This window comes from Arthrobacter hankyongi, assembly GCF_022012395.1.
GTDB classification, from domain to species: Bacteria; Actinomycetota; Actinomycetes; order Actinomycetales; family Micrococcaceae; genus Crystallibacter; species Crystallibacter hankyongi.
On sequence record NZ_JAKLTQ010000008.1, the window covers coordinates 56,070 to 70,855 of the forward strand.

Annotated in this window: 13 protein-coding genes and 2 pseudogenes; 7 read left to right on the plus strand and 8 right to left on the minus strand. The window is 65.1% G+C overall.

Annotated features, from left to right (window positions below):
• Positions 1–54: 54 nt before the first annotated feature.
• The 6 genes from LVY72_RS12350 to LVY72_RS12375 all read left to right on the plus strand — a co-directional run bounded on the left by LVY72_RS12350 (position 55) and on the right by LVY72_RS12375 (position 4,996).
• Positions 55–948 (plus strand): AAA family ATPase, encoded by an 894-nt coding sequence (locus LVY72_RS12350; protein WP_237821252.1) that lies wholly within the window; start codon positions 55–57, stop codon positions 946–948.
• 1,527 nt (positions 949–2,475) lie between these two features.
• Entirely contained in the window at positions 2,476–2,778 is a 303-nt protein-coding gene (locus LVY72_RS12355) for a hypothetical protein (RefSeq protein WP_237821253.1), read from the plus strand.
• Between the two features lie 115 nt (positions 2,779–2,893).
• The gene (locus LVY72_RS12360; protein ID WP_237821255.1) at positions 2,894–3,457 is read left to right on the plus strand and encodes a hypothetical protein; all 564 of its coding nucleotides are present in this window, start codon (positions 2,894–2,896) and stop codon (positions 3,455–3,457) included.
• A 4-nt stretch (positions 3,458–3,461) separates the two neighbouring features.
• Positions 3,462–3,764: a hypothetical protein gene (locus LVY72_RS12365; RefSeq protein WP_237821257.1), complete on the plus strand. Its 303-nt coding sequence runs from the start codon at positions 3,462–3,464 to the stop codon at positions 3,762–3,764.
• Positions 3,765–3,971: 207 nt separating this feature from the next.
• The gene (locus tag LVY72_RS12370) at positions 3,972–4,172 is read left to right on the plus strand and encodes a hypothetical protein (RefSeq protein ID WP_237821259.1); all 201 of its coding nucleotides are present in this window, start codon (positions 3,972–3,974) and stop codon (positions 4,170–4,172) included.
• Positions 4,173–4,387: 215 nt separating this feature from the next.
• Positions 4,388–4,996: a hypothetical protein gene (locus tag LVY72_RS12375; RefSeq protein WP_237821261.1), complete on the plus strand. Its 609-nt coding sequence runs from the start codon at positions 4,388–4,390 to the stop codon at positions 4,994–4,996.
• A 1,104-nt stretch (positions 4,997–6,100) separates the two neighbouring features.
• On the opposite strand, the gene LVY72_RS12380 is transcribed toward LVY72_RS12375, so the two are convergent.
• From LVY72_RS12380 to LVY72_RS12410, 7 genes and pseudogenes are all read right to left on the minus strand, one after another.
• Positions 6,101–6,883, minus strand: coding sequence for an ATP-binding protein (locus LVY72_RS12380; RefSeq protein WP_308190782.1), 783 nt, complete (start codon positions 6,881–6,883; stop codon positions 6,101–6,103).
• Positions 6,873–8,408, minus strand: a complete 1,536-nt coding sequence (istA, locus tag LVY72_RS12385) for an IS21 family transposase (protein ID WP_308190783.1) — start codon at positions 8,406–8,408, stop codon at positions 6,873–6,875. Before istA ends, LVY72_RS12380 begins: the two co-directional genes overlap by 11 nt.
• Positions 8,409–8,606: 198 nt before the next feature.
• Entirely contained in the window at positions 8,607–8,801 is a 195-nt protein-coding gene (locus LVY72_RS12390; protein ID WP_237821265.1) for a hypothetical protein, read from the minus strand.
• Positions 8,798–9,103: pseudogene (locus LVY72_RS12395) on the minus strand (type II secretion system F family protein); the annotation flags it as partial. The gene LVY72_RS12390 and the pseudogene LVY72_RS12395, both read right to left, overlap by 4 nt.
• A gap of 199 nt (positions 9,104–9,302) precedes the next feature.
• Positions 9,303–9,707, minus strand: coding sequence for a recombinase family protein (locus LVY72_RS12400; RefSeq protein WP_237821267.1), 405 nt, complete (start codon positions 9,705–9,707; stop codon positions 9,303–9,305).
• 43 nt (positions 9,708–9,750) lie between these two features.
• Positions 9,751–10,017: pseudogene (locus tag LVY72_RS12405) on the minus strand (CpaF family protein); the annotation flags it as partial.
• 275 nt (positions 10,018–10,292) lie between these two features.
• Entirely contained in the window at positions 10,293–11,519 is a 1,227-nt protein-coding gene (locus LVY72_RS12410) for an alkaline phosphatase PhoX (protein WP_237821269.1), read from the minus strand.
• A 300-nt stretch (positions 11,520–11,819) separates the two neighbouring features.
• Here LVY72_RS12410 and LVY72_RS12415 point away from each other — a divergent pair, with 300 nt between their 5' ends.
• Positions 11,820–13,628, plus strand: coding sequence for an ABC transporter ATP-binding protein (locus LVY72_RS12415; protein WP_237821271.1), 1,809 nt, complete (start codon positions 11,820–11,822; stop codon positions 13,626–13,628).
• A gap of 65 nt (positions 13,629–13,693) precedes the next feature.
• Here the strand turns inward: LVY72_RS12415 and wecB are convergent, their stop codons facing one another.
• Entirely contained in the window at positions 13,694–14,752 is a 1,059-nt protein-coding gene (gene wecB / locus LVY72_RS12420; RefSeq protein ID WP_269092468.1) for a non-hydrolyzing UDP-N-acetylglucosamine 2-epimerase, read from the minus strand.
• Positions 14,753–14,786: the final 34 nt, after the last annotated feature.

Sequence of the window (14,786 nt, forward strand, 5' to 3'; positions counted from 1 at the left end):
GCCGGTATGCTCTATAAGATCGAACCAAGCGTTTTCCACACATAGAAGGCCAGAATGACCTCCACGGCACAGAAGCCAAAAAAGCGGCGCATGAAATTTTCACCTTCTGTCAATTTCATTGGCATCATCATGCTTATTCTTGCTGCATTATCCTTGTCCATTGTGGTCATTCTGACTATCAAGCAGCAGAACTTGACGCCTTTAGAAAACTTGATGTTCACCATCATTATCTTCATATTCTCCACGGTCGGTTCTGTGATAATTAGCGCCTACTTCAACCAAGACCAAGCCCGCAAGGAGTATGAACAGCTAGCTCGACCTTCTCTCCGCAGGGTTACATCCTTGCAGTCTGCGACGCTAATGATTGAGCAACGAGTTGCTGAAAGAGCCGACGATGTTAAGTCAACTGCCGACGGCCCAACCTCCGAATTGACCTGGCTGGAGGGATTGAGAAGTAATCTGCAGATGCTCCTTCATCAAATTGGTGACGCAAACTCCGATTGGCGCGAGCTGCTCCCGAAAGAGTATGAAGACGCCCTTCGCGAGCGATCTGCAGAAGTTGCTGAGAAAGAGGCGCAGATTAGAGAATACGTACAGCAGATTGAGTCTCTGCAAGGGAAGATAGAAGAGCAAGGGAAACGAGCCAAGGAAGGGGATGGCAAAGCTGCGGAGACGATCAAGGATCTGGAGCAACAGCTTTCGAAGCTCCAGAGAAATTCCCCCATTACAGGGAATCGATCTTATAACTACATGACCAGTTCTAGCAATCTATTCAATGTCAAGCCTACAAGTATCATTACTGATGACACCGGATTCATTATTGGAGGAAAATATGATTTCAATGGGAGTCCTTCAGGCATAATTGGCTCAGGCCCGAGGCCCGGGGAAACCTCGAAGCCCAAAAATAACGTAGAAGGCAATGATGAAAATTCTCACAGGAAATCGTGACTTAAAATTGGTTTCTGATACCTGAATTTTTGTCTGAAAAACTACCATCTCCGGCTCTGCGGCATAGGTACTTGGTGCAAGGGCAGGTGCGAGTAGTCCACCCCGGCAACGGGCCTCTGACGCGCCCAGTAGCCGCCTCTAGCTTCCAACCCGTCTATCTGCTCCTGAGTCCACACCAGCGGCTTCCTATCGGCACGGGGCGGCGGCGCGGGATCCATCATTGCCCGCCTGCCCCTGGTGCCGTCACCCTTACTGCTGTTGCAGCTCCGATGCATGCCCTGCAACCCGTTCACCCCAGGTGCCATGCGCCCGCCATTGTTCACAGGGTCAATATGATCCGCGGTGAAACTCCGGGCATCCTTCCAGAACTCCGGATACATCGTCCGGTCCTCAAACTCCCACAGGAACGGCATGCCGCACGCCGCGCACGGCAGGTTATCCCGCTTATACCGACGCTTGAGGGTTTCCCGCTGCTTCACGTAGAAGTGATCATTCCGCCACGTCTTAGCCAAGCTTCCCCCTGACCGCAGCACGGGTTTCCAACATCCAGTCCAGAGGGGTAATCACAGCCCGGATCCCCTCACCCTGGCCCTATACCACGCCCACCGGTCCACCCGCCACGCCATCGGATCCGAACCCAACAGCTCCGAATCCAGCCGCAAATCGGCCGGCATCGGATACTCAGGCACTGGCTGACGCTTCCGCCTCACCACGCTTGCCCCCGTAGACACCCCGGACACCACGGGCCGCCGGCAAATCGTCCTCCACGCCGGGAATCTGCAACGTTGCTAGCAACCGGGCCAGAGTCAACCGCTGCTGCCGTGCCTCAGCCACCCCCCGGATGCACCCGCGAACCCTGCGAGCTGGGCAGCATCAGCCCATCCTTCTTTACCGCAGCATCAAGCTCTGTGATCCGGTCCCGGATCCGGCACGCTTCCTCCAGGATCGCCAACTCGTGGTCGGCCCACTCATACTCATCCGTTGCGGCATCCCACAACCGCTTACCCGCAGCCCCCAAGCCACGGGGTTTATCAGTAACGCTCACTCTTTCTCCAATGTCAGACTGGCCCCCTCAGGAGCCGATTTAAGGGCCGGAAACAGCCCGATTAAGCCCGGTCCAATCCCGCCTCCAGACCCCGCCAAACCGGGCGTTTCAGGCTCCCCGCCCCGGCGGCCATCGCGGGACGTGCCGGACATGCCGTCGAGCCATCACCCGGCGGAACCGCCACGAGGCCACACCCGTCATCTAGGGACCTGCCGGCGCTGCATCCGGTGCAACACAGCTCGCATGTGCGAGTCCTTCAGCGAGGCTCGACGAAGCGGCGTAGAACAACCCCACTAGTCCATCGAACAGCGAAGCGCCCGCCCCAAGGAGGCCACCTTGGGGCGGGCTTTTTTGTTGCCCCGCCGTGCCTGCCGCTCGGCATGACGGCCGTGGCCACCGGTCGCGCATAGAGGTTCCGGAAGTCGGGGCCGGGCCAACCCGGGACACACCTCTGCTTCCAGCTTTCTACGAAACGGAGCACCATGTCCTTCCACTTGCGGCCGCTGAACATCGACAGCCTGGACTTCGACGACCTGGGCGTCGACGGCAAAGACCTGCGGCTCGACGGCGACCTGTTCTACGCCGTCTACATTCTCAAGCCCGACGAGGCCCGGGTCGGTGTCTTCAAGCCCACCGGCCGAGACCTCCGCGACAGCGACCTGCTGGGTAATGCTGCTGTGGACCCGCGGGAATATCGCCGCACCAATAAGGAGGCCGCTCTGGCCATCGGAGTCATCGGGGCCAAAGCGGACTTCGACCAGAACTATCTGTCCAGAATCCGCTGACTCCCGTACGGAACCTGTCCACGGTCCTGAGCCTGGGACAGGTTCCGTACCTGTTCCGCAACCTGCTACTTTTCGTAGGGCAGGCGTCCGGACCAAAAAGACAGCGAGTAGCTAGATGTCCAATCGAGACCGTACCGTCCCCACTGAGCTTGACCGGCTCAAGCTGTTCCTGGACCTGGCCGAGCACTACATCGCCGTCTGCGAGCAGTTGCCCCTCGGCGAAGCGGGGAAAGTCAAAATCTCTCTTAGGGACGAACCGCTGAGCGTCGCCTTCGAGATGCGGCTCATGCTCTTGCGCAAGTTCATTGACGGTAGCAACGTGGATCTTGAGAAGGTAGCCAAGGCGTTCGGCAGTTGCTATTCCGGTCCCGCGAACATGCTCAAGGAGAATCTGGAGTCCTACGCCGACGATATCGAAAGGACGCTCCAAGGGGAAATAGGCTTCTCCATTGTGGGGATGCCGCCCACGGTGCATATGGACTACTTTTACAATGCCCTCTATGGCCGCCTCATGCACGCCGACTGGAACCGCTGGAACCTGCTCCAGAAGCGGGCAGGCTTCGAGGTCAGGATGTCGCTCATGGAGACCTACCGCCGGCTCGACCACTTCGTGAGGGAAGCACACCACTCCGTAAAGTCGGCCTTCGACATGGGCGAACTACAGGGCTCACCGGAGTAAGCGTGTGAACAAGGTTGACGCTTCACGGGCCGCGGGCATCTTCGCGTCGAAGTACCCGCGCTGGCATCCGGACTTCGACGTCGAGCCGGTGACCCGGCCCAGCTACAACCGCGAACCCTACGTACGAGTCCGGATGGAGATGGAGGCGGTCAACGGCAAAGCCATCGCCTGGACCCGGAACTATGTGCAGGTGAAGTGGCAAGACCATGACCTGAGCGTCGAAATACGCTGGGTGCCGGCGTCTTGGGTGAAGCGGATCAGTCGGGATGAATCTATCTGGCGGGATCCCTACGACATCGTTGACTAAACCCACAGGCAGACTCGCAGAAAAGACCACCCGCCCGTCGTCGTAACCGATGACCGGGGTTCTGCGCGCCTGCTCACGATCGCGACGACCGCCCTCGGCTTCGTGTCAATTCCGTCCGGGTGACAAGCGCAATGATTCAATGAGGCCACCCTTGCCAGTGCCCCACCTGCAAGCCAAAAGCCGCGTCCAAGCGAAAGAAGAGAACGAATGATCGATCCGCGCGACAAGATGAAGTCAATATTCGGATCAATCGCGAGAGCAATTGATGAGTCACTTCAGGAGAGCCAGCGCCGAGATGCTGCCCTCAAGGCCCTTAAAATAGACACCACGCATGACGAATGCCATCAAGCAATAGGAAAACTAGCCGTCGCGATTGTGGAGCTGCAAAACAAATCAGAAACCAAGTGAGGAAGTGAACCCCTGCCGGTCATTACGACTAGCAGCCCGGCCCCGATCCGAATAGTTCCCTTGCGACTTGGCCCTGTTAACCGACGACTCCTAGGCGTATTAGACTCCCGCCACAGTCTGACGGCCGCCTCTACACCCCAAAAGCCCCGTCCCGGTTCACGCCGGAGCGGGGCTTTTTGCGTCTCCGGCGCCCGTCGCTGACATAGGCTGACTCAGTGGATATTCAATCGTGGGATTGGGGCTCGGTGCCCGATTGGCTCGCCGCCATCGGCACCCTCGCCGCCGTCGTGTTTGCCTTGGCCGTTGCCACGAGGGACGCTAAGCGCCTCGAGGTCGAGCAGTACCAGGCGGCCCGTGACCGGGAGGTGTTCCGTCAGGAGCAGCAGGAGCAGGCCGCCCAACGAAAGCGGCGCCTCGCTGCGCAGGTCACTTTGATAACTGAGGAAACTGCACTGATGGCCATCGGAATGGCCGACGTCCTCAAGCCCAATTTCGAGACCTTCGTTCAGCGCAATTACACAGTCCACAACGGCGGCGAGGAGCCTATATTCATGGCTACCGTGGTAGACAACTTCCCTATGGATGGCAACCTCGCCGGCGACTACGAAGCCAGGACCATCGAGACCTGGAACGTGATTGAGCCGGATGGGCGGCGAACGACGGCAGCTACCATCGATCCAGCCGCGCCTAGCCGCCGAGAAGTTCAGTTTAACGACGGTGCTGGCCATAGGTGGCAAAGACAAGAGCTAGGCGAACTGCGGGAGGTGTCGCCAGACGTCCCCGGCCAGGTTGGTTCTGGTGATACTTCCCCCGTGACCGCATAACTCCTGTTCGCCGCACTCGAAGCCAGGAGTAGGGAGGGCGAGCTAAGGATGAAGCGGACTCCCTGCGAGAGATGTTTCCCGATCTGTCCCCTTCCTCCAAAGAAACCCGCTGCCCCCCACCTCCGCTCTGCTGCATTAGCCCACGACGACCAGCCCCCATCGGCCGTCCCGCACGGCTCCGGTCGCGACGTGGCCCTGTTCGCCGATAGTTCTTGGGCAATACTGGATCCCCTCGCCGCCACGTACTTGCGCTGCCGTCGTACAGCCCGCAGCCGCTTAGTCAATCCCAGCTCACCACGATGACTCCTAACGGTCGAGGTTGGCCCGACGTAAGTCTGTGACCATTGAACCGGTTCCATGGCCACGGAGATCCCGTCCACGAACCGCACGAGGGCCGGAAGCTGGGTCCGGTTGGAGAGTTCACGCAATGCCGCCAGCAGCGGGGTTCCGGACCGGGTGGCGGCCAGCACTTGGGCGAATTCCCCGGCAAGCTCGCCCTGGGTACTGCGGCAAATACGTTCCAAGGCCCCGGTGGCGTTTTCCCCGGCACCAACGGCCAGGGCCATGAGTTCGGCCAATCCGGGAAATTCGGTCAGCATCTTCGCTTCCCGGCGGCGGATCCGAACGCCGAGCAAGTAGTCCCGGAGCAGGAATCCCCCAACGGCGAGCGCCAGGGTAACGGCCACGGATACCAGCGGGTCTCCGAAACCCGCGGTTACGGACAGGACGGCCCAGGCAATCCCCGCCCGGAGGCCGGCCACCGACCAGAGCAACTGCCCGGCACGGAACTCCACCGGCGATTGGCTGAGTCCGGCCTGCGCCAGCCGCCGGGACAATATGGTGGGAGCCGGATTGAACCGGCCCAGCCAGTGCACCACATCCAGCAGGATCGGCCGAACGATCCGTCCAAGCGGGCCGAACGGGGTAACATCTCCGGCCGCGGGATGCAGCAGGCGGGACTGTCAACTGCAGGTTGTTTCTGACATGGGCGGCAGTTGGCATTGACCGTAGGCGGCAGGTCGTTTGACCGCCGGCGGCAGCGGTTTTGACCGGTGGCCGGCGCCCGGAGGGTGTGCCGGTGGGTCCGGGCGCCGGCCTGTTTGGTCAGTTCATCGGTTGGGTTCCTTTCCCGGTTTGGGCCTGCATGAGGCGGACGGACTCGCCGCGGGTCTGGCAGAGGTGGGCGTGGTGGAGCAGCCGGTCCACGGTGGCCGTGGCGATGGCCTTGGGCATCAGCTCGTCGAACCCGGAGGGGTGGATGTTGGAGCTGATGGCCAGGGAGCGCTTTTCATAGGAGGCGTCCACGACCCGGTAGAAGCCCTCGGCGGCGTCCGCGGTGACCGGCAGCAGCCCGATATCGTCAACACAGACCAGATCGGCGCTGATCGCCCGCCCGATGGCCTTGTTCACGCTGTCATCGATCCGGTGCCTGCGCACGAGTGCGCCGAGGTCCTCCAGGGTCAGCCAGGCCACGGTCATGCCCTCGTCGATGGCCTGCTGGCCCAGGGCTTCGAGCAGCAGGGTCTTGCCGGTGCCCGAAGGCCCGCAGGCGATGAGGTTCTCCTTCCGGCGGATCCACTCGAGGCTGCGCAGGAACCGGGTCGTGGCGGCCGGGATGGTGGACAGGGCCTCGTCCCAGACCTCGAAGGTCTTGCCGGTTGGGAACCCGGCGCGCTTGCGGCGGGTGGCCAGCATGGACCGGTTGCGTCCGGCCGCTTCAGCCTCCAGCAGCACGCGCACGGCCTCGGCGGGGTCCCAGCGCTGGGTCCGGGCCGTGGCCAGGACCTCGACGGCGATCGCGCGGGCGTGGGGCATCCGGTTGGTGCGCATCAGGGCGATCACGGCCTCGATGCCCGGGGCCTGGGCGGCGGCATGGTCAGTGCTCATCGCCGGCTCCTTCCAGGGGCTGGGCGTCGGCATCGGGGGTGGTGCCGAAGGCGGCCCAGGCGCCGGTGCCCTGGCTCAGCCACCGGTCCTCGGGCACGGCCGGGGACGGATGGCCGTGCCCGGTGCCGTTGGTGACGATGGAGACCAGGTCCTCGTGGGTGAAGCGCTGGTGCACCGCGGCGATGCCCAGGCCCTTGTCAACCTCGGCGGTGCCGAGCATCTTGGCCAGGGCCACGGCCCGTTCCATCTTGTGCCGGATCTTGTTCGTGCCGGCGGTCGCGGCTTCCTTGAGCCAGAGGGCTGCGCCGGAACCGATGGCCAGGAACTCGGCCTCGGCCGGATTCACCGCCCGCACCTTCCGCTCCAGCGGCCCGGACGGGGCCGGCGGGAAGTGCGCGTCGATGACCGCGGGCACGCCCGGGCGGGCCACCCGGTGCCGGGCGACCTCGACCGGGCCGGTATCCGACGTATGGACGATGACCACCTCCTCGCCCTGGCGGCGGACCCAGACCGCCGAACCCATCAGCGTGTGCGGCACCGAGTAGCGGGCGTGGTCGAAGGTGACCATCGGGGTGTTCGAGGGGACCTGGCGCACCTGGCCGAACGCCGCGGTCATCGGTGTGCCGGGCACCGGGTGCAGGCGGGCACGCTCGATGACCTTGAGCATCTCGGCCGGGATTTCCAGCGTCGCACGGTGGACCCGTGAGTTCACCTCGTCCATGAACGCGGTGCAGGCGTCCTCGAGCTCACTGAAGGAGGCGTACCCGGGCAGCAGGTTCGCGTCGGTGGGCACCAGGTCCGCCTTGGCGATCCTCACGGCGTTCTCCACCCCGCCCTTGGACACCGGGTCTGCCGGCAGGCAGGTGGCCACCGAGGTCGAGTAGTGCCGGGCGAAAGCGACCATCTGCGGGTTGCGCACCGGGATCCCGGCCACGTGCTCGATGGTGACGGTCTTCTCGTTGTCGGTCAGCACGTACGTGGGGACCCCGCCGAGGATCCTAAAGCACCGGTCCAGGGCCGTGAACACGCTCGGCAGCGTCTTATCCAGCAGCGGAATCACGATGCGGAACCGGGAAAACGCCAGCCACGCGCAGAACAGTACGGTCTTCGCCCCGTCCACCACGGGGCCGTCCCCATAGTCATACTGAAGCCACCGGCCTGGCTCCGGGGTCCAGGGCCGGTGGACGCGGGTGTTTTCGAGCCGGTATTTCTCCTTCAGGCCGGCCAGCACGCCGCGGGTGGTGCGGATCGAGCCGTCGTAGCCGAGGGCGACGAGTTTTTCATGCACGACGTCGCCGCGGATCCGGCCGCGGGAGTCCTTCACCCACCGGACCATATGGTCCAGATACGGGTCGGTCTTGCGCCCGCGCCGGGCAGCGGCCGGAGCCGGCCGGCCCTCCTCGCGGGCCTGCACGTAGGCGCGCACGGTGTTATGCGAGACCCCGCACACGGCAGCCGCGGCCCGGTAGGAGCGGGTCAGATCATAGGCAGCTAAGATTTCCATGAACTCTCCAGGAGACTTCAAAACAGGCCTCTTCCTCCCCTTGACAGGGTGAAATACGACGACTGGCATCGCCATTTCACCCGGGGAGGAAGGGGCCGCCCCGTATCGACACGGGGAACGGACAGGGAATCCGGCACACACTCCGGCAAGGCCGCCGCGGCCCGCAGCCAGCGGTCAATCCGGCCTGCCGCCCGTGGTCAAAACCACTGCCGTCCACGGTCAGTCCAACCTGCCGCCTGCGGTCAGTTTAAAGTTGCCGCTTACACGGGACTGCAGCTCAATGGTCTTCAACTGCGGGTAGATCCGGTCCGCGAAGCTGCGGCGGCGCATCACCGGCAGCCCCGTGAACGTCAGCCACAGCCCTACTCCCAGCGCGGTTCCGGCCAGCACCGCCAAGGCTGTGGTCTGGCTCATCGCAGTACCCGTTCGTCCGAAGGCAGCGCACCGATCCGCAGCATGACCCGGTAAGACAGCACCGAGACGACCAGGCCGGCCAGCAGGACAGCCGCCCCGGCCGCGGTGTTGTAGGCGGCCACCGCTTCGGGCCTGGCGGACATCAGGATCAGGATGATCCACGGTGCGGCGACGACCAGTCTGGCCGCATTGACCGTCCAGGACTGCCGGGCTTCGAGCTCGTCCCGGGTCCGGGCGTCATCGCGGAGAAAGTCCGCCAAGGTACCGAGCAGCTTGCCCAGGTCGCTGCCCCCGACCTCGCGGCCAGCAACCGCCATTGCATAGACCTTGCGGATTGCCGCAGCCTCGGCCGGTTCGATCACGTCGCGGGGCCCGGCGTCCCGGCCCTGGTTGTCCATGGCGCGTTCCCGCCGGTAACCAAACGGGGCGATGCCGTGCGCCTTCCCGGCCTTGACGTTCTCCTGAAATTTTCGCTTCAGACGACGCGACATTTGCTCGACCTCATGCCGTGGCCACTGAGCCTTTAATACGCGCTGTGAGGCGGCCCTGAGGGGTTGCTAGGTCCACTTCCCCGCCAATGGACGCGAGGGCCAGCCGGTGCCGGTCTGCAAGGTCAATGAACCGTTCGAGCTCGGCCGGGGTGCGGGTGAGCCGGTCCACGTCCCACACGATCACGGCGTCAATGACGCCGACTTCGATCGCCTGCAGCATCCGGGCGTATTCGGGGCGCACCTTCGTTTTCGTGGCGCTCACGTCGTTGTCCTCGAATACCTGGGCCACGGGCCAGCCGCGGCGCTCGGCTTCGGCCGTGCAGTCTGCAAGCTGGCGGGCTACGCCTAGAGCTGTGCCTTCGTCGTCTCGGCTGATGCGGACGTAGACGGCGCAGGACTGCACGGCTGGGCTCATGCACTCATGCTACGTTTCGCCGCAACGCTTATGCAGATTTGACAGGTGAGTTGATCCAAATTTCCTCGATGTCCGGATCCTCCAGCAGTGGCTGCAGCGGACCGAATCCCGCGACGGCGTCGTACACGAATTTGCGGGCCTGTTCGAGGGCGCCAATCGAGGGCAGGGTGCCCAGCAGGGACCTTTCGTCGTAATCGGCCACCGCGGCGTCGACCAGCCGGCGGACCTCGCTGCTTTGCCGGGCAGGGTCCAGCCCGTGCCGTCGGATCAGCTCACGGACTTCGTCCTCGACAATGCGGATCGCTTCCATCCCCACCCCCCTGGCGCACAGCACCAGCCGGGCGGCCGCCCTAGTTTGACGCTGCACGGCCGTCTGTTGAATGTTTCCCTGATCAGAGGCTAGGTGACGGATGCGATGACGGGCCAGCGTCAGGGAAAGGATTGTGGATAAGGATTCGGCCAGCTTTTCCACAGGATTGGCGCGTTCCGGCGGGGCGTGCCGGCAAACGGAAGGGCGGCGGGTCCACCGGCCCGCCGCCCTCTGCCTGTCTCAGCCACCCGTCAGCGGCTCCCGGCCTGCTGGAGTCAGCGGCTGATCTTCCAGATGCCGTCGGCCAGGTCCTTGTCCGGGTGCTGGACGCTGACGAACATTTCCTTCGGGTTCTGGCCGAAGTAGATGCCGGTGGTCTCGGCGCCCTTGTCCTTCAGCGAGGCGAACAGCTCCACCGAGTCGGCACGGCCGTCGTGGTTGTTGTCGGCGCCGGCCCGGTAGATGTCGCTGTAGTCGTTGTCCTCGACGATCCACAGCGCCCCGTCGGGGCCCTCGGCCAGGTTGTCCGGGTTGTTCAGCCCGGTCACGCCCTTGGAAGCGCTCTCCACCGGTACGTTGACGCCCGCCTCGACGTAGGAGGTCAGCACGTTCTTGTTCAGGTCGATGGCGACCACACGGTCCTCGGAGGTGTTGGCCACGTACAGCGTCCGGCCGATCACCTCGACGTCCTCGGGACGGCCGAACTCGGTGGCGTTCACCGCGTTGGAGGCGACGTCGGCGTCGACAGTGGCCTGGTCCATGTCCAGCGCGACCCACTCGAAGGCGCCGACCTTCTCGGTGAAGGTGGCCTGGTTCCACTTCTGCGCCGCGTCGGACAGGCCGGTCAGCTTCAGCACGTACAGCTGGCCCTTGGATAGGTCCCCGCGCTTGGCCGGAACAAACTTGTAGATGGATCCGCCGTTGAGCTCGTCGATGACGAAGACCGAGCCATCGGAGGCCACATCGATGCCCTCGTGCCGCAGCACGCCCAGCTGGGTGCGGTCCTCGATCCGGGTGACCTTGGTGCGGTCGTGCGGATCCAGGAAGAGCTCGAAGACGTGGCCGCCGGCGGTTTCCTCGGTGACCAGGAGAGTGCCCCACTGGGTCCAGCGGATGCCGTCCAGCCGGTTCCAGTCCGGCCGTTGGGCAATGACCTTGGCCTCGCCGGTCTTCAGGTCGGTCACGGCGACGGCGCCGTTGGCTCCGACCTCGTAGGTGTTGTACATGTAGCGGCCGGCCTGCGGACCCGTCTCGTTCTGGGTGTTCATGTCATGCAGGTCGTCCTCGCCCGCGTAGACGTCCAGGACGGACTCGTCCTTGACCATCGTCTGGGTGTAGCCCTCGGGTACGACGTAGGGCACGGTCCAGTCGCTGCTGGCCTGACCGTAGGCGGAGCCGGCGATCGGCTTGAAATCGATCGGGCCCTGCGCGGCGACGGCGGCGGGGGCGAGGCCGAGCAGGGCGGCTGCGGAGAGCGCGCCGGCGGCAATCTTCTTGTACATGGGAAACTCCCGGTGTGAGTGAAAGGATGGCACCACCGAATGTAGGCACGGCTGGTGAACACCCGGCACCCCTGAGCTGCAGCTGGGTAACAGGCAGGCAAATTCCACCCGGATAACGACGCCGACCGGCCGCCGTCGGGTTGCCTGGCTGCGGCGGGGCCGCCGCCACCCACGGGATGAACTCCAAGGAGCAGGACCCGGTCGACGCCATCCGCGCCCTGACAAGCGGCTTCGGAGCCGGTACCGCGGACGACCGCCTAGGTCAGGCCAGGCGGCCCCATCCACTACTGTTGAAGCGATATGAACGGCATCATCAAGATCCTCGGCCCGCTGCTTCACACTCTTCCGGAAGGCAGCCGCCGGTTCCTCACCGGTTACGGCGCGGCTTCGGCCGCGCTGGCACTGCTGGACGTGGTAGCGCTGGGCCTGGTGGCCGCGCTGCTGCCGGGTCTGGTCAGCGGCTCCGACGTGGTGCTCCCGGTGATCGGCAACCTCACCCAGCAGGGCCTGGTGCTGCCGATGCTGGCGTTCATCTGCCTGCTGATCGTGCTCAAGAGCGTACTCGCGGTACTGCTGCTGCGCTATGCCACCAAGCGCTTCGCCCGGCATGAGGTGGCCATCGGGGACCGGCTGTTCGCCGCCTACCTGGCCTCCCCCTGGGAGCAGCGGCTGGGCCGGAACTCGGCCGAGATCGTCCGCTCGGTGGACATAGGTGTGGGCATCACGGTCTCCGGGGTGCTGATGCCGGCAATGACGCTGTTCGGCGAACTGGGCACGCTGGTGGCCGTCGTCGTCGTGCTGTTCGTGGCCCAACCGCTGATCGCCGTGGTGACCATGGTGTATCTGGGCCTGGTGGCGGTGCTGCTGGCCCGGGTGATCTCTCCGCGGGCGGTGGCGATCGGGCGGGAAAACCGCGAGTGGTCCAACCGCACCGCCAAGGTGCTCTACGAGGCGCTCGGCGCGCTGAAGGAGATCACCCTGGCGGACCGTGGAGCCGAGGTCCAGGAACAGGTGCACGGCACCCGGACGAGATCCGCACGGGCGCGTGCCGCCGCGATCCAGATTTCCCAGGTTCCGCGCTACGTCCTGGAAACCGCCCTGGTGGTGGGCTTCGCGCTGGTCGGCGGGGTCGGGCTGGCCACCGGCGGCCCGGCCGGCGCGGTCAGCGCCATCGGGCTGTTCGCCATCGCCGGCTTCCGGCTCATCCCGTCGCTGACGCGGATGCAGGCGGTCCAGTCCTCGGTGAATACCAGCGCGTCCTTTGCCCGGCAAATCGTCCAGGATATCCGGGAGGGCGAGGCGCAGATGGCCCGGCACACGGCCGAGCGGCCGCAGCGGGACCTGCCCGCAGCGGCCGCGGACATCGTGCTGGAGGACGTGTCTTTCCGTTACCCCGGCGCCGCCTCCCCCGCACTGCACGACGTCAGCATCCGGATTCCGGCCGGCAGCCATGTGGCCTTCGTCGGGTCTTCCGGGGCTGGCAAGTCCACCATGGTGGACCTGCTGCTCGGGCTGCTCGAGCCGGAGCACGGGCGGATCCTGGTCGGCGGCGAGCCGTTGGAGTTCGTGCTGAAGTCCTGGCGGCGGCGGATCGGCTATGTGCCGCAGGAGGTTTCGCTCTTCGATGCCTCCGTGGCGCAGAACGTGGCGCTGGCCTGGGATCCGGAAAAGGTGGACCGGCCGCGGGTTCAGACAGCGCTGCGCCGGGCGCAACTGCTGGACACCGTGCTCGGGCGCGAGGGCGGTATCGACGCGCTGGTGGGCGAACGCGGCATGGCCCTCTCCGGCGGACAGCGGCAGCGGCTGGGCATCGCCCGGGCACTCTATGACAGCCCGTTAGTGCTGGTGATGGACGAGGCCACCTCGGCGCTGGACACCGCGACGGAGGCGGCCGTGACCACGGCGATCAACGAACTGCACGGAGCGGTCACGGTGATTACCGTGGCGCACCGGCTGGCCACCATCCGCAACGCCGATGTCGTCTTCTTCATGCGTGAGGGGACGGTGGCCGCCTACGGGACCTTCGACGAGGTCGTGGCACGGGTGCCTGATTTCGCCCAGCAGGCAGCGCTGGCCGGCCTGGCCACGGACGCCGGCGCCGCGGACTAGGCGGCGAGCGGGCCGGCCTGCCGTGCTGGTCCGCCGGGCAACCGGTCCGGCACGGATTCCGCCCGCTAACCCCGCTCCAGCAGCGCCGCCACCACGCGCCCGGCCGCCTGACCGTCCCCGTACGGGGCGGCTCCGTCGTCCGCGGGCCGGGGCCGGCGGACCGCTGCGGCCAGCGTGCCCAGGTCCTGGCCGACCAGTTGGTTCCAGCCCAGGTCGACCGTTTCGGTCCATTCGGTTTCCGGTCGGATGGTGGTGCACAGGGTGCGCAGCAGGAACGCCTCCTTCTGCAGGCCGCCGGAATCCGTGACGACGCCGGCGCTGTGCAGGACCGCGTTGACCAGTTCCGGATAGGCCAGCGGTTCCAGGACCCTGATGGCGCCCTGGTCCAGGGCCACGCCGTGCCGGGCGGCAAGTTCGCGCAGCCGCGGATGGGCCAGCAGCAGCACCGGCTTCGGCAGGGATGCCAGCGACGCCACGATCGAGGCCAGGCGCTGCGGGTCGTCCGTGTTGTCCGGCCGGTGGATGGTGCACACATAGAATTCGCCCGGAACGGCGCCGGCAGGCAGCGGCCGGGGGCGGGCCAGCAGTTCGTCACGGACCGTGTAGAGCACATCGGTCATCACGTCGCCGACCAGCAGGCTGCGTTCGGCCAGCCCCTCGTCAGCCAGGTGCTTCATCGCCACCTCCGTGGGGGCCAGCAGCAGGTCGGCGGCATGGTCGGTCAGGACGCGGTTGTGCTCTTCGGGCATCCGCCGGTTGAACGAGCGCAGCCCGGCCTCCAGGTGGGCCAGCGGCAGATGCAGCTTCACGGCCGCCAGCCCCGCGGCCAGGGTGGAGTTGGTGTCGCCGTAGACCAGCACCCAGTCCGGCCGCACCGAATCGAGCACGTCCTCCAGTCCGCTGAGCATGGCGGCGGTCTGGTGGCCGTGGCTGCCCGAGCCCACCGCCAGGTTGTAATCCGGGGTGGGGATGCCCAGGTCCCGGAAGAAGACATCCGAGAGCAGCGCGTCGTAGTGCTGGCCGGTATGGACGATCAAGTGCTCCGCGCGGCCGGACATCGCCCGGGCGATGGGGGCCAGCTTGACGAACTGAGGGCGCGCGCCGACGACGCTGAGGATTCGCATGGGTATTAGCCTATCTTTCGCTGCCTCCCCCGCA

Coding starts and splice junctions, on each gene's coding strand:
- LVY72_RS12350 (WP_237821252.1), top strand. CDS start 55: ATGACCTCCACGGCACAGAAGCCAAAAAAGCGGCGCATGAAATTTTCA.
- LVY72_RS12355 (WP_237821253.1), top strand. CDS start 2,476: ATGTCCTTCCACTTGCGGCCGCTGAACATCGACAGCCTGGACTTCGAC.
- LVY72_RS12360 (WP_237821255.1), top strand. CDS start 2,894: ATGTCCAATCGAGACCGTACCGTCCCCACTGAGCTTGACCGGCTCAAG.
- LVY72_RS12370 (WP_237821259.1), top strand. CDS start 3,972: ATGATCGATCCGCGCGACAAGATGAAGTCAATATTCGGATCAATCGCG.
- LVY72_RS12380 (WP_308190782.1), bottom strand. CDS start 6,883: ATGAGCACTGACCATGCCGCCGCCCAGGCCCCGGGCATCGAGGCCGTG.
- LVY72_RS12390 (WP_237821265.1), bottom strand. CDS start 8,801: ATGAGCCAGACCACAGCCTTGGCGGTGCTGGCCGGAACCGCGCTGGGA.
- LVY72_RS12400 (WP_237821267.1), bottom strand. CDS start 9,707: ATGAGCCCAGCCGTGCAGTCCTGCGCCGTCTACGTCCGCATCAGCCGA.
- LVY72_RS12410 (WP_237821269.1), bottom strand. CDS start 11,519: ATGTACAAGAAGATTGCCGCCGGCGCGCTCTCCGCAGCCGCCCTGCTC.
- LVY72_RS12415 (WP_237821271.1), top strand. CDS start 11,820: ATGAACGGCATCATCAAGATCCTCGGCCCGCTGCTTCACACTCTTCCG.
- wecB (WP_269092468.1), bottom strand. CDS start 14,752: ATGCGAATCCTCAGCGTCGTCGGCGCGCGCCCTCAGTTCGTCAAGCTG.